We start from the raw sequence: 21,440 nt of genomic DNA on the forward strand, positions 1-21,440 counted from the left end.
CTCCATCGCGTGTTCAATCAAAGGGCACGGCCAGCCGATCGATCACCGAACTGGTCTCGGGGCGTACGCCGCGCCACCATGCGAACGCTTCGGCCGCCTGCTCGACCAGCATGCCGACACCATCCGCAATGCCGTGTACGCCTGCGTTTTTCGCGAGCCGCAGAAACGGCGTCAGACGCTTGCCGTATGCAAGTTCGTAGGCGGTGCCGGCCGGACTGAACACGCTCGGCGGGACCGGCGGCAGGTCGCCGGTCAGGCTCGCCGACGTCGCATTGACGACCAGGTCGAAACGCCCCATCCGTGCGAGGTCCGCGTAGCCGCCGGCAACGAGCGGACCGCGTCCGGCAACCTGCGCGACCAGGGCGCGCGCCTTGTCGACGTCGCGATTCGCGATGACGAGTTCCGCCGGTCCGGCTTCGAGAAACGGCAAAAGCGCGCCGCGTGCCGCGCCGCCCGCACCGAGCATCAGGACACGCTTGCCGGCCATCGGCAGATTGAGGTTCGCCTCGATATCGCGAACCAGGCCGATGCCGTCGAAGTTGTCGGCCAGGATGCGGCCGCCGTCGAACTTGAGCGCGTTGGCCGCGCCCGCGAGCTGCGCCCGCTCGCTGCGTTCGTCCGACATCGCGAACGCGTCGAGCTTGAACGGCGCAGTGACGTTGATGCCCTTGCCGCCGCCTTCGAAAAAGGCACGAACCGCGGCTGCGAAAGCGCCTGCCGGCTCGACGGGCCCCTCGATGGGCGTATAGCTGATGTCCTGACGCGTCTGCTGCGCGAAGAGGCCGTGTATCAGTGGGGATTTCGTGTGCCCGATCGGATTGCCGATCACCGCGTATGGGTCGGTCATCATTGGCTCGCTTTTGAATAGAGGACGCCGTCGGCCTGCATTGCGTCGATTTCGGCCGGATCGAACCCGAGGGAGTGCGCGACTTCCGCGTTGTGCTGCCCGAGATCGGGCGCGACGTCGCGAATCGTCGTATCGCAATCGGAAAACCGGAACGGCAGGTTGGGCAGGCGCAGCGTCCCGTAGCGCGGATGCTGTTGCTCGACGACCATGCCTCTCGCCTGGATCTGCGGATCGTTCAATACCTCGTCGATGCGCTGCACCTTCGCGCACGGAACGTCGATGCCGTCGAGCAGTTCGAGCACCGACGCGACGGAACGCGCGGCCACCCACGGCTCGACCACCGACAGAATCTCCGCGCGGTGCGCGTTGCGCCCGGTGCTGTCGTGAAACCGTGTGTCGGCGCCGAAGTCCGACGGGCCGCCGTGCGTCGCGATCAGCCCGGCGAAGCGTTTCCACGCGTCGTCGACTTGTGCGGCGATCACGAGATCGCCGTCCGCGGCACGGAACACGCCATAGAGCGTCGAGGTCGGCATGTCGTGCCCGGTCTGCTCGGGCAGCACGCCCTGCAGCGTGTAGCACTGCACCGCATATTCGTGCATCGATACCAGCGTGTCGTACAGCGCCATGTCGATGTGTTGCCCGCGGCCGCTCTTCACGCGCCCCAGCAGCGCGGCGTTGATGGCCGCGACCGCATGAATGCCGGTGTACATGTCGCCGAGCGAGATGCGCAGCAGCGGCGGCCGCTCGCCCGGCGTGCCCACCATCTGCATGATTCCGCTCTTGGCTTCCGCGATCAGCCCGAAGCCCGCGCGATGCGCGTCCGGACCGGTGTGCCCGTACGCCGAAATCGAACAGTAGACGAGGCCCGGATTGCGCGCCGACAATTCGGCATAGCCGAGCCCGAGCTTGTCCAGTGCACCCGGCCGATAGTTCTCGATGAACACGTCGGCGGAGTCGCACAGCCGTTGCATGAACGCCTTGCCGCGCGCGTCCTTCATGTTGACGCTCACGCCGCGCTTGCCCATGTTGAGCTGCAGGAAGTAGCCGCTTTGCTGGTCGTCGAGCACGGTCGCGTGCTGGCGTCCGGCGTCGCCGGATCCGGGGCGCTCGACCTTGATGACTTCGGCGCCGAGCGCCGCGAGACAGCGCCCGACATACGGACCGGCAAGGAAGTGGCTGTAGTCGACGACGCGAATACCTTCGAGTGGGCGAGCCTGCATTACAGTGCCTCCGGGCGGCGCGGCACCATCAGGCGATGCTCGCCGCGTTGAACGACCTGATCGTCCTGATTGATCAGCTCCGACGGCAGCACGACGATGCCCCAATCCGGGCGGCTCTTGCTGGCCCGCATCGAGCCGACGCGGAACTTCACGTGCAGCACGTCGCCGACCTTGATCGGCAGCAGGAAATCCCAGCTCCAGCCGAGCGACATGCCTGGCAGAAAGCGATAGTCGCTCTGCGTCTTCAGGCCGTCGGCGATGGACAAGCCGAACAGCCCGTGCGCGACGAGGCACCCGAAATGGCTCGCATTGGCGTATTCCTCGTCCACGTGGACGGGCGTATGGTCGCCGGTGAGGTCGGCGTACGCGAGAATGCGTTCCTTGGTCACGATGTAGCTCGGGCTCGTGCACGTGTCACCCTCGCGGGCGTCGTCCCAGTATTTCTCGACGATCGTCATGGTCATGCCTCCGCGCGCGGGTTGATCGCCAGTGCCTGCGCCACGCAGGAAGCCGGCCGGGCCTGGATCAGTTCGACGGCGAGCCCGTCGGGCAGGCGCAGCCAGTTCCGCCCTTGCGGCATTTCCGACACGCCGAACCGTTGTGCCTCGGCCAGTGCGGCTTCCAGGTCTTCGCACATCACGCCGAGATGCGCGAGCCGGCCTTCCGGGCCATCGTGGTCCGGCGCGTGGATGAACTGCAGGCCGCCGAGCGTCCAGTACTGCCGCGGCGCGTCGAGCGTGCCGTCCACTTCGCGCAGGGTCATGCCGAGCACTTCCTCGAAGAAGCGGATGTGCCAGCGGATGTCCTTCACCCAGATCGCGACGTGTTCGAGATAGGCTTTCGTGGCATTCATGCGACGGCCTCCTGCCGTTGGCGATCGGCCATCGCGCGTTCCAGCCCCTTGATGCAGGCGACGAGCGTTGCATTGACCGGGGTCGGCACGCCGTAGCGCTGCCCCCAGCGCACGACCGAACCGTTGATGAAGTCGATTTCGGTGATCGAGCCTTTCTCCAGGCTTTGCAGCATCGACGTCTTGAAGGTCGCGGGGAGCCCCTCGGCGGCGAGCGTCCAGGCCTGTTCCGGATCGGTCATCGACAGCTTGACGCCGGCCGCCTGCGCCGCCGAGATCGCCTCGGCCACGGCTGCGAGCGACGTCGCCTTCAGCAGCGGCTCATCGTAAAGCTGCCCGTAGGTGAGGCCCGTAAGGCCGGTCAGCGCACCCGTCGCGACATTCACCAGCAGCTTGTCCCACATCGTGCCGACGATGTTGTCGCTGATCGTCGTGGCGAGGCCGGCGGCATCGAACGCGGCGGCGATTGCCTGCACGCGCGCCGTGATGCGGCCGTCGAGTTCGCCGATATAGGTGTACTTGCCGATCACGCCGGATTCGATATGGCCCGCGCCGCGCAGCACGCCGCCGACGTAGGTCTTGCCCGCGAGCACGCGCTCGCGGCCGACGACGTCGATCAGGATGTCCTCGTGTCCGAGGCCGTTCTGCAGCGACAGCACGGCGGTATCCGGACCCACCAGCGATTGGGCGCCGCGGATGGCCGCGTCGGTGTGGAACGACTTGACCAGCACCACCACCAGGTCGGCTACGCCGACATCGGCAGCCTGAGTCGTCGCGTGGACGCGTACGTGGCGGGTGCCGCCCGCGTCGTCGACGCGCAGGCCGTCACGGCGCATCGCATCGACGTGTGCGGGCGAGCGGTCGATCAGCCAGGTCTCGTGGCCGCCTTGGGTAAGGGTGGCGCCGATCGCGCAGCCCAGCGCGCCAGCGCCCAGAATTGCTATTTTCAATGGCTTCTCCTTGACGTATGGCATCACGATAGGAGTCGCCGCTCATGCCGACAATGCAATGGATACAATGGCATCATTGCCAAGGACAATAACGCCACGATGCCCGCCGATCTGCCCGACCTGAAGCTGCTTCAGCTTTTCGATCTCCTGTACGACGTGCGCAGCGTCACGCGCGTCGCCGAGCAACTGGGCCAGAGCCAGCCGACGGTCAGCATCTGGCTCGGCCACTTGAGGGAACACCTGCACGATCCGCTCTTCATCCGGACACCCGGCGGCATGGCGCCGACACCGCAAGCCGACGCGCTGATCGGGCCATGCCGGGAAATTCTCGAATCGCTTCGGCGCTTCACCGCATGGGAGATCGCGTTCGACCCAGCGACGGCCCAGCGACGCTTTCGTATCTGCGTGACCGACGCGAGCCACATCACGCTGCTTCCAAGGCTGCTGGCCCATGTCCGGGCGCAGGCGCCCGGCGTCCGGCTGGAAGTCGCACGGATCGACGGCAATACGGAACGCGCGCTCGAATCCGGCGAAGCCGATCTCGCGATCGGGTATGTGCCGTGGCTGGGTGGCGGCATCTATCAGCAGAAGCTGTACGACCAGGACTGGGTATGTCTGGCCAACCGGCATCATCCGAGGATTCGCGGCCGCCTCGGGGCCAAGCAGTATCGTTCCGAAGGACATGTCGCCATCACCGCGGGAACCGGGGCGCAACTCCTCGAACAGGCGCTGCGGCAGGCGCGCATCGAGCGAGACGTGGTGCTGGAATTGCCGGGTTTTCTGGGTCTGGGTGCGATCGTCCAGACGACCGACCTGATCACGACGCTACCCCGTCATATCGGCCAGACACTGGCTCAGGCGAGTGATCTGGCGGTTCATGCGTGTCCGATCGCGGTCGACGGGTTTGCGGTACGGCAGCATTGGCATGCGCGATATCACCATGAGGCAGGCAACCGGTGGCTGCGCGGCGTCGTGATTCAACTGTTCGGTGCGTCGCAGTGACCTGCGGCTCTGGCGTTCGCGAGGGACGCCGGACTGGCCGGCGTCTGGCTTGATGCGAAACGTCCGTCAAGCGGTGTTTTTCGACGTTTTGCGTCGATGTTCGATGCGGTTGAGATTTTTTTAGTCGCATCGAGGCGATATGATTTCTCCAGCCCCAACATCGTCGGCCAAACCATGAAGCGCGCCAGCATCGCTGCGACGCGGCCCCGCAAGCACGAGAGAGTTGTATGCCGGACACGCCAATCGTCATCGTTGAACACGCCCGCAGGCGAACCGCTCAAGTCCGGGCCGGCGACGTCCCCGCCGCCTTGCAGGATGGTCCCAAGTGGGTGTGCAGGATCGTCCCGGAGCACGCGCAGCAGTCCCGCGAAGGGCACCGGTCCGCTGCAAGCGCGGCTGAAGTGCTCGGCCGACTGAAGCCCGCGAACGTCGTGTTGACGGACCCTGTCCCGAGCGCCGGCGGCTGGCTGGCGCGTGCTTCGACCGACGGGGCCGGCCGGTGTCGCGCCTATGCGCATCTCGGTGCGGACCGGATCCTCGAGATGGTCGGCATGCCGGGCGTCGGCCCGTGGCTCGACGAGCACGACACATGGTGGCCCGGCGCGTACGAGTTGCCGCTGCTCGAACAGTTGTGCGCGAACGCGTCACCTCTGCGCGACTTGCTCGGTGCGACCGCATCCGCCCATCTGATGATGAGCCTGACCGAAGTCGACGGCACTGCACTCGTGACCGAATCGGACGATGGCATCGAGCGTCCGTTCCGAATTCCTGCGGGCGTGGATACGATCCATTTCGCACCGGTACGTATCTGCGGGCCGGCGGCGCAGTGGCGCGAAACGCTCGTCACCGCGTTCGACCGTGTCCGGCATCTGGTCGGGCTCAGATCGGCGCGCCCTTTTTATCTTTGACACAAGCACCCGTTCTCCGGCAGGCCACGCCATGACCGACGCACTCGACTCCTTCGACCGCAAGATCCTGAATATCGTCCAGCGCGATTGCACCGCGACTGCGGATGCGATTGCCGAACGAATCGGCCTGTCCACGTCGGCCGTACAAAAGCGGCTGAAGCGCATGCGCACCGAAAAGATCATTTCGGCGGAAATCGCGGTGGTCGATCGCGCGGCGGTCGGCAGGCCGATGACGTTCATCGCGGCAATCGAGATCGAACGCGAAAACTACGAGACGGTCGCCAGGTTCCGCGAGTGGTCGAAGGCGCATGACGAAATCCAGCAGATCTACTACGTGACCGGCTCCGTCGACCTGATCGCGATCATCACCGCGCACGATGTCGAGGCGTACGACCGGCTGTCCGCGCGGATCATGCAGAGCAATCCGATGATCCGCCGGATCAACACGAATGTCGTGCTGAGCGCGGTCAAGGTCGGGCTGTTCGTGCCGGTCGACAAGGACGGCGACGACGAACCGTCGGCCACCTGACGTACTTGTTTCGCGCGGGACGGGCGATCCGTCCGTCCCGCATGACAAACCGCAACGGATGATGACTTGAATCGGGCGAAACGCCTAATTTGAAAATCGATTCGCATAACTAACCTGTGTCGTGTCGTCAATGAACAGGAGAAGATCAAGATGAAACTCAAACTGGCACTGGTCGGTTTCGGCGGAGTCAATCAGGGACTGGTCGATTTGCTCAAAAAGAAGCGTGCGATGCTGGGTGCGGCGGGACTCGACGTATCGGTGACGATGGTTGCCGACCTGCGGCTCGGGATCGCGACGAATCCTCGCGGTATCGCGCTGGACGTCCTCGACGAAACCGCTCGGCGGGGCGTCGATGCCGAAGCGCTGCGTCGCGATCCCGGCACGCTGGTGTCGCCGGACGTCGGCCTTGGCGCGGTGCTGAAGGCCATCGCGTCGGAACACGTGGATGTCGTCATCGAGGCGACCTTCACCGATCCGAACACCGGTGAGCCCGCGCTGTCGCATTGCCGGACCGCACTCGAATGCGGCAAGCACGTGATCACGACCAACAAGGGGCCGATCGCGCTCGCGCAGCCGGCACTGGCGCGGATCGCCGCGCAATCGGGTGCTTGTGTGATGTACGAGGGCACGGTGATGAGCGGCACGCCGGTGTTGCGGCAGCTCGCGACCTCGCTGCGCGGCTGCGACATCCACGGCTTCGCCGGCATCCTGAACGGCACGTCGAATTACGTGCTCGGTGAGGTCGAGGCCGGCGCGAGCTTCGATGCGGCGATCCGGGATGCGCAGCAGCGCGGCTATGCGGAGGCGAACCCGGCGGCTGACGTCAACGGTTCGGACGTACAGCTGAAGGTCGTCATTCTGGCGAACGCATTGTGGAATGCCGGCCTCAAGCGTGGCGACGTGACGTGCCGCGGCATCGTGGAACTGACGGAGCACGACGTGCGCGCAGCGGCGGCGGAGCGCACGTCCTGGCGGTTGATCGGATCCGCCATCCGCCATCCGGACGGCACCGTTACCGCGAGCGTCGAACCGCGCAAGCTGCCGGCCGGCCATCCGCTGCTTGCCGCGAGCGGCGTGACGAATGCGATCACGTTCGACACCGACGTGCTCGGCGGCGTGACGATCAGCGGGCCGGGTGCAGGCCGCGAGGAAACGGCGTTCGCGATCCTCTCCGACCTGATCGAACTGGCGGACAGGATTGGTGCAGCCTCGCACGAGGTGACGGCATGAGCGCGCGCGATGCGGTGATGAGCGACTGCACGGCAGCCGGCGTAGCCGATGTTCGGTCGCCGTATGACGGCTCGATCGTCGGCCAGGTTCGTCTGTCGCGAGCCGATGCGGCGCCGGTCCTCGTCGAGCGCGCGCTCGACGGCGCGCGCGCGGCCGCAACCATGCCGCGCAGCCAGCGGGCCGACATCCTGTTTCGCGCAGCCGCGAGCGTCGAGGCACAAGCGGAGACGTTCGCACGCACGATCGCGCTCGAAGCGGGCAAGCCGCTGCGGCAGGCCCGCAAGGAAGTCGCGCGCTGCGTGAACACGCTGCGCCTGTCGGGCGAGGAAGCGAAACGACTCAACGGCGAGACGATCCCGTTCGACGGGTATCCCGGCTCGGAGGATCGGAGCGGCTACTACACGCTGGAGCCGCTGGGCGTGATTCTCGCGATCACGCCCTTCAACGACCCGTTGAACCTCGTCGCACACAAGCTCGGGCCGGCGATCGCGACCGGCAATGCGGTCATCCTGAAGCCCTCGCTGCTCGCGCCGCTGTCCGCACAGGCGCTCGTCGAGGTCCTGTGGGATGCCGGTGCGCCGCGCGCCGCGCTGCAGATCGTGCATGGCGGCGCGGATATCGCGTCCGCTCTGGTGCGCGACCGGCGGATCCGGATGGTGACCTTTACCGGTGGCCCGCAGACCGGCGAAGCCATCACGCGCGACGCGGGGCTCAAGAAGATCGCGATGGACCTGGGCGGAAATGCGCCGGTGATCGTCATGGCCGACTGCGACCTGAAGGATGCCGCCGAATCGTGCGTGTCGGGCGCGTTCTGGGCGGCGGGACAGAACTGCATCGGCACGCAGCGGATCTTCGTCGCCGAGGCCGCGTACGAGCCGTTCGTGCGTTATTTCGTCGAACTGACCGGCAGGATGGTCGTCGGCGATCCGCTGGACGATGCGACCGACATGGGGCCGATGATCGGCGAGGAGCAGGCGATCCGCATCGCGCGCTGGGTCGACGAAGCAGTCGCGGGCGGTGCGACGGTGCTGACCGGCCATCGGCGGCGCGGGGCGCTGTATGAACCGACGGTGCTCGCGGATGTGCCGCACGACGCGCGTGTATGGACCGACGAGGTATTCGCGCCGGTCGTGACCATCGAGAAATTCACCGACCTGCAGCAGGCGCTCGACGCGGCCAACGCGTCGGAGAGCTGCCTGCATGCAGGCGTGTTCACCAACCGCCTGGAGGTGGCGCTCGGCGCGGCCGAGCGCCTGCAGGCGGGCGGCGTGATGATCAACGATTCGTCCGATTACCGCTTCGACGGCATGCCGTTCGGCGGATTCAAGCATGGGTCGCTGGGTCGCGAAGGCGTTCGATTCGCGATGACGGAAATGACGCAGCCGAAGGTGGTCTGCTTCAGGCGCAACCGGCGGCTGTCGAGCTGATGCGCAAGCGCGGGCCCCTCGCGGGCCGGCACGGCGCGAACCGGAGCGGTGTGAGCAACGTATCGAAGAAGGAGTCGAGGATGCCAGCAGCAATTCCTGCATGCAAACCGGCGGCGGACGCGCTGGTGGTCGAGGATATTCACAAGTCGTTCGGCGGTGTCGAGGTGCTGAAGGGCATCTCGCTGACCGCGAAGAATCATGAGGTCGTGTCGATCCTCGGCAGCAGCGGGTCGGGAAAAAGTACGTTCCTCAGGTGCATCAACTTGCTGGAAATGCCCGACCGTGGCCGGATCTGCGTGAATGGCGAAACGCTCGCGCTGAAACGGGCAGGCCGCGACGGCGCGCTCGTCGCGGCCGACGCACGGCAGGTGATGCGCGTGCGCCGCAAGCTTGCGATGGTGTTCCAGCAGTTCAACCTCTGGGCGCACATGACCGTGCTGCAGAACGTGATGTTCGTGCCGGTGCGCGTGCTCGGCGTGCCGAAGCGCGACGCCCGCGACAAGGCGATTGCGATGCTCGAACGGGTCGGGCTCGCCGGCAAGTGCGAACACTATCCGAACCAGCTGTCGGGCGGCCAGCAGCAGCGCGTCGCGATTGCACGAGCGCTCGCGACCGACCCCGACGTGATGCTGTTCGACGAGCCGACGTCGGCGCTCGATCCGGAGCTCGTCGGCGAAGTATTGAAGGTGATGCGCTCGCTGGCGGACGAGGGACGCACGATGCTCGTCGTCACGCACGAGATGGGATTTGCGCGCGAAGTCGCGAACCGCGTCGTGTTCGTCCACCAGGGACGAATCGAGGAAGACGGCAGTCCCGACGAGGTATTCGCGAGCCAGAAATCGCCGCGTTTCCAGAAGTTTCTGTCCAGCATCATCTGATGCGGATTCAACGTCAACCGGAGGGGAAATCATGAAAAAGCTGCTTCAGTCGCTGTGCGTGGGCGCGGCATTGCTCGGTTCGGTCGCGCATGCCGAGCAGGTCGTGCGGGTCGGCACGCTCGCCGATTACGCGCCGTTCGAATACAAGGATGCATCCGGCAAGCTGCAGGGCATGGAGATCGACATCGGCAAGAAGATGTGCGACACGATGAAGGTCAAGTGCCAGTGGGTGACGATGGATTTCGACGCGCTGATTCCTGCACTCAAGGCGAAGCAGATCGATGCGGTGCTCGCGCAAATGTCGAAGACGCCGGAGCGTGAGCAGTCGGTGGACTTCACGCGCATTTTCACGACGGCGCCCGTGCAGCTCGTCGCGAAGCAGGGCTCGGGCATCACGGACAACGCCGCCACGCTGCGTGGCAAGACGATCGGGGTTCAGACGGCATCGACGCACGAATCCTATTTGCGCCGCCGCCTGCCGGCGAGCAAGTCGGGCATCAACGTGAAGGTCTATCAGACGCTCGACGAGGCGTGGCTCGATCTCGAGGCCGGGCGCGTCGATGCGGTGTTTGCCGACAACACGGTCGCGTACGACTGGCTGACGAAGGCCGGCAGGAAGGAGGGCTTCGACTTCGTCGGCAAGCCGATCGCCGATGCGGAGATCTTCGGCGACGGCACCGCGATCGCGGTACGCAAGGGCGACGCGCCGTTGAAGGCGCTGTTCGACAAGGGCATCGCGCAGGTGCAGGCGGATGGCACGTTCGCCGCGGCCAACAAGCGCTATTTCCCGTTCAGCATCGCGCCGCAATAACCGCGCATCGGCACCGCGCGGGCGCCGGACGGCGGCCTGCGCGATCCGCGTCTTACACGGAGCGACATGACGATGGACATCTTGATGAACTACGGCGCGCAGATCGCGGCTGGCGCGCTCGTCACGCTGGAGCTTGCGGTCGCCGCGCTGTGCGTCGGCATGCTGCTCGGCATCGCCGGTGCGTCGGCAAAACTGTCGAGCCTGGGGTGGCTCAGGCATGCGACCTATGCGCTGACCAATTTCCTGCGCGGCATTCCCGAGTTCCTGATCCTGTTGATCTGCTACTTCGGGCTGTCGCATCTGCTCAACGCGCAATTCGATGGCGCCCTTGTCATCAGTCCGTTCTCCGCCGGCGTGATCGCGCTCGCCGTGGTGTTCGGCGCCTACTCGTCGGAGATGTTCCGCGGCGCGTTCATCGCGGTGCCGGCCGGACAGATCGAGGCCGCGCGCGCGTACGGGATGACACGCCTGCAGACACTGTGGTACGTGCGGCTGCCGCAGGCATGGCGCATCTGCCTGCCGAGCCTGAACAACATGTGGCAGAACCTGCTGAAGGACACGTCGCTGGTGTCGATCGTCGGGCTCGAGGACATGTTGCGCAAGGCCAACATCGCCGCGCAGTTCACCAAGCAGCCGTTCGTCTTCTACGTGACGGTCGGAATCGTCTATTTCGGCTTTCTCGCCGCATCCAACCCCGTGTTCGCGTGGCTCGAGCGCATCGCGGGCCGCGGTTACGCAAAACGCACCTGAAGAGGGCCATGTGATGAACGACTTTCTTTCCCTTATCGAGCAGTCCGGCCCGGACGTCGCGCGCAGCATATGGACCACGCTCGAGCTGCTGGTGCTGTCATGCACCCTTGCGTTCGCGCTCGCGGTGCCGCTGGCTGTCGCGCGCACGTCGGCGTGCCGGTGGTTGTCGACACCGAGCCGCCTGTTCATGTCGGTGTTTCGCGGCACGCCGCTGCTGGTGCAGATTTTCGTGCTGTATTACGGGCTCGCGCAGTTCTCGATCGTGCGTGCGTCGCCTCTGTGGCTGCTGGTCGGCGGATCGTTCTCGTGTGCATTGTGCGCGCTGACGCTCAATCTCGCGGCCTACATGGCGGAAGACATCCGGGGCGGGATCGCCGGCGTCCCCGCCGGCGAGAAGGAAGCCGCGCTCGCGTTCGGGATGAGCCGCTTCATGCTCACCTGGTTCGTGATCGTGCCGCGCGCGATCGGCATCGTCGCACCGACGCTCGGCAACGAGATCGTGCTGCAGCTGAAGTCGACCGCGCTTGCCAGCACGATCACCGTGCTCGACCTGACCGGTGTCGCGCGACGCATCTCCATCGAAACCTATACGACCGACGCGCTGATGCTGGCCGGCATCGTGTACGTCGGTATCACGGCTGTGCTTTCGACCGCGCTCAAACGCGTCGAAGGTCTGCTGAATCGCCATCTGGGCAGCGTGCGTGCCTGACCGGCGCCGCATGAACGCGACACAACGAACGATCCGAGGACGACATGGGATACAAACTTGAAACGCTGGCTCTCGCTGCGGACCGCGACGTGACCGACGAGAAGTCGGTCGCGCCGGCGATCCACTATTCGGCGGTATTCAAGGCAGCCGGCAGCGAGGAATTCGCGGAGATGTCGAGCGTGCCGCAGCATCCGCGCAACTACACCCGCTACGGCAATCCGGTTCACGAGCGCGTGAAGGCGATCATGGCGGAGCTCGAGGGCACCGAGACCGCGCTCGTCACGGCATCCGGAATGGGCGCGATCGCGACCGCGATCCTCAGTGTCGTGAAGGCCGGCGATCACGTCGTCGGCCAGACGCGTCATTACATGAGCACCACGAAGCTGCTCGACGACATGCTGCGCCGGTTCGGCGTCGAGGTGACGTTCGTCGACCAGACGGACGTGTCCGCGTTCGATCGCGCGATCCGGCCGAACACACGGCTGATCGTGCTCGAGTCGCCGGTCAATCCGCTGCTGCTCGTGACCGACATCGCCGCGGTGACCGAAATCGCAAGAGCCCGCGGCATCCTCACGCTTGCGGACAACACGTTCGCGTCGCCGATCAATCAGCAACCGCACCGGCTCGGTGTCGACATCGTCGTGCACAGCGCGACCAAGTATCTGGGCGGCCATCACGACCTGACGGGCGGCGTGATCTGCACGAGCCGCGTGCTCGCCGAGCAGATCTGGCATACGCACATCACGCTCGGGGCGGTGCTGTCGCCGATGGACGCGTGGCTGCTGCTGCGCGGGCTGCGCACGCTGCCGATGCGCGTCGAGCGGATCAACGCGAACGCTCAGGCGCTCGCCGAATTCCTCGAAGCGCACGCGAAGATCGAGCGCGTGTTCTATCCGGGCCTGCGCAGCCATCCGCAGCATGGGCTCGCATGCCGGCAGATGCGCGGTTTCGGCGGCGTGGTCGCGTTCGGTGTGCGGGGAAGCTACGGCGAAGCGCAGCGCTTTGTCGAGGCGCTGCGCTTGCCGCTGAATGCAGGCAATCTCGGCGGCGTCGATTCGCTCGCGATCCATACGGCGTCCATGTGGGCGGGCACGATGTCGGCGGAGCAGATGCGCGCTGCCGACATCCCGCTCAATTTCATCCGCTATTCGGTTGGCATCGAGCACATCGACGACCTGAAAAGCGATATCGCGCAGGCATTGGAGCAGATCTGACACGGACTCGCGCGCACGCTCGATCGACGCCCGACGCGCGTCGCGCCGACCTTTGAATCGATTCGCGTACGAGATGCGTGAATTGCAACGACGGAGCACGGACTATGCATGACATCACGGTACTCGACGGCGGCATGGGCCGCGAACTGGCGCGGATGGGCGCGCCGTTCAGACAGCCGGAATGGTCGGCGCTCGCACTGATGGAAGCGCCGCATTACGTCGGCCTCGCGCACGACGCATTCATCGCGGCGGGTGCCGACGTGATCACCGCGAACAGCTATGCGGTCGTGCCGTTCCATATCGGCGAGGAGCGGTTCCGTCGCGACGGTGTCGCGCTCGCGGCACTTGCCGGGCAACTCGCGCGGCAAGCGGCAGACCGCGCGGGGCGGCCCGTGCGCGTTGCAGGATCGCTTCCGCCGACCGGCGGTTCCTACCGACCCGACCTGTTCGACGCAGCGCGCGCGGATGCGATCCTGGCGACGCTCGTCGATGGGCTAGATCCATATGTCGACCTGTGGCTGGCCGAGACGCAGAGCCTGACCGACGAGATCGGCGCGGTCCGGCGTGCGCTCGATGCGAATCCGAAGCCGCTGTGGGTCTCGTTCACGCTGCGCGACGACGTCGATGCGGGCGCCACGCCGGTATTGCGATCGGGACAGACGCTCGACGAAGCGATCGACGCCGCCGTGTCCGCGCGCGCGGCCGCGCTGCTGTTCAACTGCAGCCAGCCGGAAGTGATGGGTGCGGCGATCGAGACGGCGCAGCGCACGCTCGAGAGAGCGGGAACGTCGCTCGTGATCGGCGCGTATGCGAACGCGTTTCCGCCTCAGCGCGCCGATGCGCGCGCTAACGAGGAACTCGACGGCCTGCGCGGCGACATCGATCCGCCCGGCTATGCAGGATGGGCAGAGCAGTGGCTTGCGCTGGGCGCACGGATTGTCGGCGGGTGTTGCGGAATCGGCCCCGGCCACATCGCGGCATTGCGCGACGCGGTCGATGCGCGCGGCGCCGGGTACACCGGATTCGGACAATGAAGATCGACGGCCTGGACCAGAAGATAATCGACGCGTTGTGTGCCGATGCGCGGATTCCGCTCGCGGTATTGGCCGACAGGATCGGTCTGTCCAGGCAGGCGGTCCGGAACCGGATCGACCGGCTCGAAGCGCTGAACATCATTGCCGGCTATACGGTGCGGCTCGCAGTGCCCGACGATGTCGTGCCGGTACGCGCCGTGATGCTGGTGTATCGCAAGGACCGGATGCGCGGCGCCGACGTGCTCGCCGCGCTCGAGCGGATCGCCGAGGTGCGCGATTGCGCGGTCCTCAGCGGCGAGGTCGATTTGCTGGTGCAGATCGAGGCGGCCACACACGAGCGCATCAGCGACATCTGGGCAACGATCAGCGCGCTGGACGGCGTGCAAAACATGACGACCAGTTTCGTGCTCGACTCCGTTGTCCACAAGCGCTGACTAAACCGGCGCAATGGGAAAAGGGCAGGTGGGGAGCTGCTCGTTGCCCGGTTCGGCGTGCGTGTCGGCGTATCGAAGCCACGCGGCGCTGGAGCGGCTTGCTGCCCGCTCCACGCGCGTGGCCGTACTCAGGCTTTCAGTGCACCGAAGATTTCATTGAGCATCGACTTCGCATCGCCGAACAACATGCGGTTGTTGTCCTTGTAGAACAGCGGATTGTCGACGCCCGCATAGCCGGACGCCATGCTGCGCTTCATCACGATCGACGTCTTCGCCTTCCACACTTCCAGCACCGGCATGCCGGCGATCGGGCTCGACGGATCGTCCTGCGCGGCCGGGTTCACGATGTCGTTCGCGCCGATCACCATCGACACGTCGGCCTCGGGGAAGTCGCCGTTGATCTCGTCCATCTCCAGCACGATGTCGTACGGCACCTTCGCTTCCGCCAGCAGCACGTTCATGTGCCCCGGCATGCGGCCCGCAACCGGGTGGATTGCAAAACGCACGTCGACGCCCTTCTCGCGCAGCAGCTTCGTCAGCTCGAACACCGTGTGCTGGGCCTGTGCAACGGCCATCCCATAGCCGGGTACGATGATCACGCGCTTCGCTTCGCGCAGCAGCTCGGCCGTCTCCGCCGCGCTCACCGCGACCGCCTCGCCGGCCGGCTGCGCCGCGCCGCCGCCGGCTGCCGCCGGTGCGCCCGCGCCGCTGCCGAAGCCGCCCGCGATCACGCTGATGAAGTTGCGGTTCATCGCGCGGCACATGATGTACGACAGGATCGCACCGGACGAGCCCACCAGCGCGCCGATCACGATCAGCAGGTCGTTGCCGAGCATGAAGCCGGTGGCCGCCGCCGCCCACCCCGAGTAGCTGTTGAGCATCGACACCACGACCGGCATGTCCGCGCCGCCGATCGCCATCACCATGTGCACGCCGAACAGCAGCGAGATCACGGTCATCACGACGAGCGGCAGCATGCCGTCCTGGATCGTCTCGGCATGCAGGAACGCGCGGCCGTAGTAGATCACGATCAGCAGCGCGGCCAGGTTCATCCAGTGCCGCGCCGGCAGCAGCAGCGGCTTGCCGCCGATCTTGCCCGACAGCTTGCCGAACGCGATGATCGAGCCCGCGAAGGTGACGGCACCGATCAGGATGCCGACATAAATCTCGACCTCATGAATGGCCTTCTCCGCGCCGGTGAATTGCAGCGACGTGTCGATATAGCTCGCGAAACCGACCAGGCAGGCCGCGAGGCCGACCAGGCTGTGCATCAGCGCGACCAGTTCCGGCATCTGCGTCATCTGCACTTTCTTCGCGGCGTACAGGCCGACCGCGCCGCCGACGACGAGCGCGGCGATCACGTACGGAATGCCCGCGGCCGACACGCGCGGACCGGCCACGGTGGCCAGGACGGCGATCAGCATGCCGATCATGCCGAGCAGGTTGCCTCGGCGCGCGGTTTCGGGGTTCGCGAGGCCGCCGAGGCTCAGGATGAACAGGATCGCGGCGCCGATATAGGAGACGGTAGTCAGGTTGGAAGTCATTGTTGTCGTCCCCTTATTTGCGGAACATCGCCAGCATGCGCCGCGTGACCGCGAAGCCGCCGAACATGTTGACGGCCGTGAGCGTGAGCGCGCCCACCGCCAGGCCGAGGATCAGCCCGGACGGGCGGTCGCCCGCGTTGGCCAGTTCGCCCAGCGGCGGCGCGACCTGCACGAGCGCGCCGATCGCGATGATCGACGAGATCGCGTTGGTCACGCTCATCAGCGGCGTGTGCAGCGACGGCGTGACGTTCCAGATCACCATGTAGCCGACGAAGCACGCGAGCACGAACACCGTGAAGTGCGACAGGAAGCTGGCCGGCGCGAACTGGCCGACCAGCAGGAATGCCAGCGCGCCGATCGCGAATACGATCGCGAGCGCCTTGGCCGACATCGGCTCGCCGCTGTGGCCGTGGCCTTTCGACTTCGCCGGGGCGGCCGCCGCGGGTGCGGCTGCCGGGGGCTTGGGCGCGACGGCTGCCTGCTTGATCGGCGGCGGCGGCCAGGTGACGTTGCCTTCCTTGATCACGGTGAGGCCTCGGATCGCGTCGTCGTCGAAGTCGACGTTGATCGTGCCGTCCTTGGCCTTGCACAGCTCCTCGATCACGCGCAGCAGGTTCGTCGCATACAGCGTCGACGACTGCCGCGACAGGCGCGACGCGAGATCGGTATAGCCAACGATCGTCACACCGTGGCGCACGACCGCCTCGCCGGGCACGGTGAGCTCGCAGTTGCCGCCTTGCTCGGCGGCCATGTCGACGATCACGCTGCCGGGCTTCATCGACTGCACCATCTCGGCGGTGATGAGCTTCGGCGCCGGCTTGCCGGGGATCAGCGCGGTGGTGATGATGATGTCGGCATCCTTCGCCTGCTGCGCGTACATCGCGCGCTGCGCCTGCTGGAAGCCCTCGCTCATCACCTTCGCGTAGCCGCCGCCGCCCGAGCCTTCCTCTTCGTAGTCGACCTTGACGAACTCGCCGCCCAGCGACTTGACCTGATCGGCCACCTCGGCGCGCGTGTCGTTCGCGCGCACGATCGCGCCGAGACTCGCGGCGGTACCGATCGCGGCCAGCCCGGCCACGCCGGCGCCGGCGATGAACACTTTGGCCGGCGGGATCTTGCCGGCTGCCGTGACCTGGCCGTTCAGGAAGCGGCCGAACGCATGCGCGGCCTCGATCACGGCGCGATAGCCGCTGATGCTGGCCATCGACGTGAGCGCGTCCATCTTCTGCGCGCGCGACAGCGTGCGCGGCAGCGAATCGATCGCCAGCACCGTGGCGCGCTTCGCGGCCAGCTGCTGCATCAACTCGGGGTTCTGCGCGGGCCACACGAAGCCGATCAGCGTGCCGCCCTCGCGCATCAGCGCCACTTCGTCGGCGCTCGGCGGGCGGACCTTGAACACGATATCGCTGCCGGACCAGAGTTCGGCGGCGGTGGCGGCGATGCTCGCGCCGGCCGCGCGATATGCGTCGTCGTCAAAGTTCGCGCCGGCCCCGGCGCCGCTTTGAACGGCCACCGTAAAACCCAGCTTGATCAGTTTCTCGACCACTTCGGGGACGGACGCAACGCGCCGCTCCTGAGTGGCTGTCTCCAGAGGAATCCCAATCTGTAATGTCATAGTATGAAAGATGGGTGATAGATCGGTGATGGCCATCGCGAAGCGCTCGGGCCGGTGCGTCAAGGTACCAGAATCATGTGCGTGTTTAGTGGAGTGCGTGACGGTCTGTGTCAAAAATAGAACGACCGTTCGCTGAATGCGGATAGAGTATGCCGCATAACGATGAGGCTATCGGGGACACAAATGCGTCGAACGCGTTTTCCGGTGTTCTGTTGCGTTTTATCCACGCGCGGGCGATATCGCGTCGGCCGAATGGATGTTGACGATGCGATCGGACCACCGCTTCCACGGTGCGGCGCAGCCGCGCGGCGGGACTGCGTGGGCTTCCCATAACCGGCTTCCTGCGCGGGTTCCCATGGCCGGCTCCCCATTGGCGATTCCGACCGACCGGCTGGTCAATGGCCGGCTGCTTGTCGCAGGCGAATCCGTTGGCATCACGCGTCGATCGTCGGATCAATTCAGCAGGCACCAGGTCGCGAGGAACGGCGCGTGGCCGGAGCGCATCGCGTGCAGTGCGCCAGGCGCATTGTGGATCCCGCCGCCGATCCCGGGATCGAACCACGTGCCGTTTCGCTGCCGGAATTCGCCGGCCGTCATGAGCACGTACGCTTCCTCCGGTGCGTGACCGTGATCCGGATATCTGACGTCGGGCATCATCAACGAGAAGCCGAGCTGGATGTCGTCACGGCTTTCGGCGCCGCCGGGCCCGCAGATCATCCCGTTCACGTGCCCGTCGATGTAGTTCGGGCTGCCGTCCTTGCCGGACGTGCGACGCGACCATCCGATCACGGGTTCAAGCGACTTGATCAGCCGTGCGACGGTGGCGAACGTCGGGCTGACGCGCGCGACCGACTCGAGCGCCGGGTCGAGCCATTCGCATGCGGGGTATCGCACCGAGCGCCGCGTTCCGTTGTCCGACGGGGTCTGCAGCCGTGCGAATACTTGCGGCGCGAATGCGCGCGCGGCGGGTGGAAGCTTGTCCGACTCGAACAGATCGCCGGCGACCCGGACGAAATCCGCGATGTCTTTCGGGCGTACACTCATTCTGGTTTCTGCTCCCGCGCTCGCTTGGCCTGATGACACGAAAGTCTACGCAGAAACCTGCCGGCCCGGACAGCGAAAAAGGGCGGCCGATTTGGCACCGGCCGCCATGTGCCCGCCGCGACTTCCGTCCATCCCGAGGCGCCGTCGGCGACTTTCCATGATCAACGCCCGGTCGTCGGCTTCGCCGGCGATTCGAGTCGCCAGCCAACCCATCGGGCCGGCACGCGGATTGCGCGTCGTTTGTGCCGCAATCGGCATCCGAACCCGCCGCCCGGACGCCCGTTTTCGCCATCGCCGCGCGCATCGCGTGGCCGGTTTTGTCACCATGTGGGCCGGATATGACAATGGAAAACCGCCGGCACGGCATTACGATGGGCCACGACGTCGCCTGGCGCTGGCCGGTTTTGCCGCAGCCGCCCGGGCCGCGCGCCTCATTCACTGCCTGATTTGGAACATCGACCATGAGCTATAACGCCCCTGTCAAGGACATGCTGTTCGTGCTGAAGGAACTCGCGGGCATCGACACCGTCGCGCAGTTGCCGGGCTTCGAGGAAGCCGGCTACGACACCGCGCAGGCCGTGCTCGACGAATCCGCGAAATTCTGCGGTGAAGTGCTGGCGCCGCTGAACGTCGAGGGCGACCGCAACCCGAGCAGCTGGAAGGACGGCGTCGTGACGGCGACGCCCGGCTTCGGCGCCGCGTTCCGCCAGTTCGTCGAAGGCGGCTGGCAAGGTTTGCAGCACCCGGCCGAATATGACGGCCAGGGGCTGCCGAAGCTGATCGCGACGCCGTGCATCGAGATGCTGAACGCGTCGAACCTGTCGTTCGCGCTGTGCCCGCTGCTGACCGACGGCGCGATCGAGGCGCTGCTGACGGCCGGCACCGACGAACAGAAGCAACGCTACGTGCCGAAGCTGATCTCGGGCGAATGGACCGGCACGATGAACCTGACCGAGCCGCAGGCCGGCTCGGACCTGGCGCTGGTGCGCTCGCGTGCCGAGCCGCAGGGCGACGGCACGTACAAGGTGTTCGGCACGAAGATCTTCATCACGTGGGGCGAGCACGACATGGCGGACAACATCGTCCACCTGGTGCTGGCGCGCACGCCGAACGCACCGGAAGGCGTGAAGGGCATTTCGCTGTTCATCGTGCCGAAGTTCCTCGTCAACGAAGACGGCTCGCTCGGCGCACGCAACGACGTGCACTGCGTGTCGATCGAGCACAAGCTCGGGATCAAGGCGAGCCCGACCGCGGTGCTGCAATACGGCGACCACGGCGGTGCGGTCGGCTACCTGGTCGGCGAGGAGAATCGCGGCCTCGAATACATGTTCATCATGATGAACGCGGCGCGCTTCGGCGTCGGGATGCAGGGGATCGGCGTGGCCGACCGTGCGTACCAGAAGGCCGCGGCATTCGCGAAGGAGCGTGTGCAGAGCCGCCCGGTCGACGGGTCGGCGAAGCAGTCGGTGACGATCATCCATCACCCGGACGTGCGCCGCATGCTCGGCACGATGCGCGCGCTGACCGAAGGCGCGCGGGCGCTGGCCTACGTGGCAGCCGCGCACAGCGACATTGCCCACCGCCATTCGGACGAGGCGACGCGCACGCGTCATCAGGCAATCTACGAATATCTGGTGCCGGTCGTGAAGGGCTGGAGCACGGAGATGGTGAACGACGTGGCGAGCCTGGGCGTGCAGGTGCATGGCGGGATGGGCTTCATCGAAGAAACCGGCGCCGCGCAGTACTACCGCGACGCGCGAATCCTCGCGATCTACGAAGGCACGACCGCGATCCAGGCGAACGACCTGGTCGGCCGCAAGACGATGCGCGACGGCGGTGCGGTGGCGAAGGCGCTGATCGCGGAGATCGGCGAGACCGTCGCGGCGCTCGGCAAGGTGGACGGCGCTGCGGCCGCGTCGATGAGGGCGCAGCTAGAGAAAGGCGCGCGCTCGCTGTCGACGGTGGTCGACTACGTGGTCGCGAACGTGAAGCAGGACCCGAACGCGGTGTTCGCGGGCAGCGTGCCGTACCTGAAGCTGGCCGGCGTGGTGCTGTGCGGATGGCAGATGGCGCGCGCGCTGCTGGCGGCGCACGCGAACCGCGCGAGCGACACGGCGTTCTTCGATGCGAAGATCGCGATCGCACAATGCTACGCGGAACACGTTCTCGTGCAGGCAGGCGGGCTCGAAGCGTCGATCGTCGGCGCGAAGGGTAGCGAGAGCGTGCTCGCGTTGACGGAAGACCAGTTCTGACCGTAACGGTCGGGGCGCAGGAGGAGACAGGATTTTGACCACACAGGACTTGCTCGCGCAATACGGCCCGCGCGAATCGATGGAATACGACGTCGTGATCGTCGGCGGCGGCCCCGCCGGGCTGTCGGCGGCGATCCGGCTCAAGCAGCTGGCTGCCGAGAAAGGCACCGAGATCGGCGTGTGCGTGCTCGA

The 21,440-nt window shown here is 66.1% G+C and carries 23 protein-coding genes; 15 read left to right on the plus strand and 8 right to left on the minus strand.

Annotated features, from left to right (window positions below; all coding sequences use genetic code 11):
* Positions 1 to 13 precede the first annotated feature (13 nt).
* The 5 genes from aroE to DIE08_RS16810 are packed head-to-tail and all read right to left on the minus strand — an operon-like array spanning position 14 to position 3,867.
* Entirely contained in the window at positions 14 to 847 is an 834-nt protein-coding gene (gene aroE, locus DIE08_RS16790) for a shikimate dehydrogenase (protein ID WP_124902579.1), read from the minus strand.
* Positions 847 to 2,067: a CaiB/BaiF CoA-transferase family protein gene (locus DIE08_RS16795; RefSeq protein ID WP_124902580.1), complete on the minus strand. Its 1,221-nt coding sequence runs from the start codon at positions 2,065 to 2,067 to the stop codon at positions 847 to 849. The genes aroE and DIE08_RS16795 overlap by 1 nt, the downstream gene beginning before the upstream one ends.
* Positions 2,067 to 2,525 carry a MaoC family dehydratase gene (locus DIE08_RS16800; protein ID WP_124902581.1) on the minus strand — a complete coding sequence of 153 codons (459 nt, stop codon included), beginning with the start codon at positions 2,523 to 2,525 and terminating at the stop codon, positions 2,067 to 2,069. Before DIE08_RS16800 ends, DIE08_RS16795 begins: the two co-directional genes overlap by 1 nt.
* A 2-nt stretch (positions 2,526 to 2,527) precedes the next feature.
* Positions 2,528 to 2,920, minus strand: a complete 393-nt coding sequence (locus tag DIE08_RS16805; protein WP_124902582.1) for a VOC family protein — start codon at positions 2,918 to 2,920, stop codon at positions 2,528 to 2,530.
* Positions 2,917 to 3,867: a ketopantoate reductase family protein gene (locus DIE08_RS16810; protein WP_124902583.1), complete on the minus strand. Its 951-nt coding sequence runs from the start codon at positions 3,865 to 3,867 to the stop codon at positions 2,917 to 2,919. Before DIE08_RS16810 ends, DIE08_RS16805 begins: the two co-directional genes overlap by 4 nt.
* Before the next feature lie 99 nt (positions 3,868 to 3,966).
* Here DIE08_RS16810 and DIE08_RS16815 point away from each other — a divergent pair, with 99 nt between their 5' ends.
* From DIE08_RS16815 to DIE08_RS16870, 12 genes are all read left to right on the plus strand, one after another.
* The gene (locus DIE08_RS16815) at positions 3,967 to 4,869 is read left to right on the plus strand and encodes a LysR family transcriptional regulator (protein ID WP_124902584.1); all 903 of its coding nucleotides are present in this window, start codon (positions 3,967 to 3,969) and stop codon (positions 4,867 to 4,869) included.
* A 329-nt stretch (positions 4,870 to 5,198) separates the two neighbouring features.
* Positions 5,199 to 5,777 carry a hypothetical protein gene (locus DIE08_RS16820; RefSeq protein WP_260436535.1) on the plus strand — a complete coding sequence of 193 codons (579 nt, stop codon included), beginning with the start codon at positions 5,199 to 5,201 and terminating at the stop codon, positions 5,775 to 5,777.
* Between the two features lie 31 nt (positions 5,778 to 5,808).
* Positions 5,809 to 6,306, plus strand: a complete 498-nt coding sequence (locus DIE08_RS16825) for an Lrp/AsnC family transcriptional regulator (protein ID WP_012366581.1) — start codon at positions 5,809 to 5,811, stop codon at positions 6,304 to 6,306.
* Between the two features lie 150 nt (positions 6,307 to 6,456).
* Complete coding sequence (locus tag DIE08_RS16830) at positions 6,457 to 7,536, plus strand: homoserine dehydrogenase (RefSeq protein WP_124902586.1); 1,080 nt, start codon at positions 6,457 to 6,459, stop codon at positions 7,534 to 7,536.
* A complete protein-coding gene (locus DIE08_RS16835; RefSeq protein WP_124902587.1) occupies positions 7,533 to 8,963 on the plus strand; it encodes an aldehyde dehydrogenase family protein in 1,431 nt (476 codons plus the stop codon). Before DIE08_RS16830 ends, DIE08_RS16835 begins: the two co-directional genes overlap by 4 nt.
* Positions 8,964 to 9,043: 80 nt before the next feature.
* Positions 9,044 to 9,841, plus strand: a complete 798-nt coding sequence (locus tag DIE08_RS16840) for an ABC transporter ATP-binding protein (RefSeq protein WP_012366578.1) — start codon at positions 9,044 to 9,046, stop codon at positions 9,839 to 9,841.
* Between the two features lie 31 nt (positions 9,842 to 9,872).
* A complete protein-coding gene (locus DIE08_RS16845) occupies positions 9,873 to 10,652 on the plus strand; it encodes a transporter substrate-binding domain-containing protein (protein ID WP_124902588.1) in 780 nt (259 codons plus the stop codon).
* 66 nt (positions 10,653 to 10,718) lie between these two features.
* The gene (locus DIE08_RS16850) at positions 10,719 to 11,402 is read left to right on the plus strand and encodes an ABC transporter permease (protein WP_244111988.1); all 684 of its coding nucleotides are present in this window, start codon (positions 10,719 to 10,721) and stop codon (positions 11,400 to 11,402) included.
* A 13-nt stretch (positions 11,403 to 11,415) separates the two neighbouring features.
* Positions 11,416 to 12,111, plus strand: coding sequence for an ABC transporter permease (locus DIE08_RS16855; RefSeq protein ID WP_124902589.1), 696 nt, complete (start codon positions 11,416 to 11,418; stop codon positions 12,109 to 12,111).
* A 44-nt stretch (positions 12,112 to 12,155) separates the two neighbouring features.
* Positions 12,156 to 13,325, plus strand: coding sequence for a PLP-dependent aspartate aminotransferase family protein (locus DIE08_RS16860; RefSeq protein WP_124902590.1), 1,170 nt, complete (start codon positions 12,156 to 12,158; stop codon positions 13,323 to 13,325).
* Between the two features lie 104 nt (positions 13,326 to 13,429).
* A complete protein-coding gene (locus DIE08_RS16865) occupies positions 13,430 to 14,359 on the plus strand; it encodes a homocysteine S-methyltransferase family protein (RefSeq protein WP_124902591.1) in 930 nt (309 codons plus the stop codon).
* Positions 14,356 to 14,793, plus strand: a complete 438-nt coding sequence (locus DIE08_RS16870) for an Lrp/AsnC family transcriptional regulator (protein WP_124627122.1) — start codon at positions 14,356 to 14,358, stop codon at positions 14,791 to 14,793. Before DIE08_RS16865 ends, DIE08_RS16870 begins: the two co-directional genes overlap by 4 nt.
* Positions 14,794 to 14,921: 128 nt before the next feature.
* Here DIE08_RS16870 and pntB read toward each other — a convergent pair whose 3' ends face one another.
* The 3 genes from pntB to DIE08_RS16885 all read right to left on the minus strand — a co-directional run bounded on the left by pntB (position 14,922) and on the right by DIE08_RS16885 (position 18,996).
* Positions 14,922 to 16,337 (minus strand): Re/Si-specific NAD(P)(+) transhydrogenase subunit beta, encoded by a 1,416-nt coding sequence (pntB, locus tag DIE08_RS16875; protein WP_124627120.1) that lies wholly within the window; start codon positions 16,335 to 16,337, stop codon positions 14,922 to 14,924.
* A 13-nt stretch (positions 16,338 to 16,350) separates the two neighbouring features.
* Complete coding sequence (locus DIE08_RS16880) at positions 16,351 to 17,952, minus strand: Re/Si-specific NAD(P)(+) transhydrogenase subunit alpha (RefSeq protein ID WP_124902592.1); 1,602 nt, start codon at positions 17,950 to 17,952, stop codon at positions 16,351 to 16,353.
* A gap of 453 nt (positions 17,953 to 18,405) precedes the next feature.
* Positions 18,406 to 18,996 (minus strand): dimethylsulfonioproprionate lyase family protein, encoded by a 591-nt coding sequence (locus DIE08_RS16885; protein ID WP_124902593.1) that lies wholly within the window; start codon positions 18,994 to 18,996, stop codon positions 18,406 to 18,408.
* A 157-nt stretch (positions 18,997 to 19,153) separates the two neighbouring features.
* Here DIE08_RS16885 and DIE08_RS16890 point away from each other — a divergent pair, with 157 nt between their 5' ends.
* The 3 genes from DIE08_RS16890 to DIE08_RS16900 form a co-directional block, all read left to right on the plus strand.
* The gene (locus DIE08_RS16890) at positions 19,154 to 19,468 is read left to right on the plus strand and encodes a hypothetical protein (RefSeq protein WP_124902594.1); all 315 of its coding nucleotides are present in this window, start codon (positions 19,154 to 19,156) and stop codon (positions 19,466 to 19,468) included.
* Positions 19,458 to 21,248: an acyl-CoA dehydrogenase gene (locus tag DIE08_RS16895; RefSeq protein WP_124902595.1), complete on the plus strand. Its 1,791-nt coding sequence runs from the start codon at positions 19,458 to 19,460 to the stop codon at positions 21,246 to 21,248. Before DIE08_RS16890 ends, DIE08_RS16895 begins: the two co-directional genes overlap by 11 nt.
* A 34-nt stretch (positions 21,249 to 21,282) precedes the next feature.
* A partial coding sequence (locus DIE08_RS16900) for an FAD-dependent oxidoreductase (protein ID WP_113048188.1) occupies positions 21,283 to 21,440 on the plus strand: 158 nt, incomplete at its 3' end.

The organism is Burkholderia sp. Bp9004, from assembly GCF_003858025.1.
In the GTDB taxonomy this organism is placed as follows: Bacteria; Pseudomonadota; Gammaproteobacteria; order Burkholderiales; family Burkholderiaceae; genus Burkholderia; species Burkholderia diffusa.

Coding starts and splice junctions, on each gene's coding strand:
- DIE08_RS16870 (WP_124627122.1), top strand. CDS start 14,356: ATGAAGATCGACGGCCTGGACCAGAAGATAATCGACGCGTTGTGTGCC.
- DIE08_RS16800 (WP_124902581.1), bottom strand. CDS start 2,525: ATGACGATCGTCGAGAAATACTGGGACGACGCCCGCGAGGGTGACACG.
- DIE08_RS16880 (WP_124902592.1), bottom strand. CDS start 17,952: ATGACATTACAGATTGGGATTCCTCTGGAGACAGCCACTCAGGAGCGG.
- DIE08_RS16805 (WP_124902582.1), bottom strand. CDS start 2,920: ATGAATGCCACGAAAGCCTATCTCGAACACGTCGCGATCTGGGTGAAG.
- DIE08_RS16855 (WP_124902589.1), top strand. CDS start 11,416: ATGAACGACTTTCTTTCCCTTATCGAGCAGTCCGGCCCGGACGTCGCG.
- DIE08_RS16895 (WP_124902595.1), top strand. CDS start 19,458: ATGAGCTATAACGCCCCTGTCAAGGACATGCTGTTCGTGCTGAAGGAA.
- pntB (WP_124627120.1), bottom strand. CDS start 16,337: ATGACTTCCAACCTGACTACCGTCTCCTATATCGGCGCCGCGATCCTG.
- DIE08_RS16815 (WP_124902584.1), top strand. CDS start 3,967: ATGCCCGCCGATCTGCCCGACCTGAAGCTGCTTCAGCTTTTCGATCTC.
- DIE08_RS16850 (WP_244111988.1), top strand. CDS start 10,719: ATGACGATGGACATCTTGATGAACTACGGCGCGCAGATCGCGGCTGGC.
- DIE08_RS16860 (WP_124902590.1), top strand. CDS start 12,156: ATGGGATACAAACTTGAAACGCTGGCTCTCGCTGCGGACCGCGACGTG.
- DIE08_RS16885 (WP_124902593.1), bottom strand. CDS start 18,996: ATGAGTGTACGCCCGAAAGACATCGCGGATTTCGTCCGGGTCGCCGGC.
- DIE08_RS16795 (WP_124902580.1), bottom strand. CDS start 2,067: ATGCAGGCTCGCCCACTCGAAGGTATTCGCGTCGTCGACTACAGCCAC.
- DIE08_RS16865 (WP_124902591.1), top strand. CDS start 13,430: ATGCATGACATCACGGTACTCGACGGCGGCATGGGCCGCGAACTGGCG.
- DIE08_RS16840 (WP_012366578.1), top strand. CDS start 9,044: ATGCCAGCAGCAATTCCTGCATGCAAACCGGCGGCGGACGCGCTGGTG.
- DIE08_RS16830 (WP_124902586.1), top strand. CDS start 6,457: ATGAAACTCAAACTGGCACTGGTCGGTTTCGGCGGAGTCAATCAGGGA.
- aroE (WP_124902579.1), bottom strand. CDS start 847: ATGACCGACCCATACGCGGTGATCGGCAATCCGATCGGGCACACGAAA.
- DIE08_RS16835 (WP_124902587.1), top strand. CDS start 7,533: ATGAGCGCGCGCGATGCGGTGATGAGCGACTGCACGGCAGCCGGCGTA.
- DIE08_RS16825 (WP_012366581.1), top strand. CDS start 5,809: ATGACCGACGCACTCGACTCCTTCGACCGCAAGATCCTGAATATCGTC.
- DIE08_RS16845 (WP_124902588.1), top strand. CDS start 9,873: ATGAAAAAGCTGCTTCAGTCGCTGTGCGTGGGCGCGGCATTGCTCGGT.
- DIE08_RS16890 (WP_124902594.1), top strand. CDS start 19,154: ATGATCAACGCCCGGTCGTCGGCTTCGCCGGCGATTCGAGTCGCCAGC.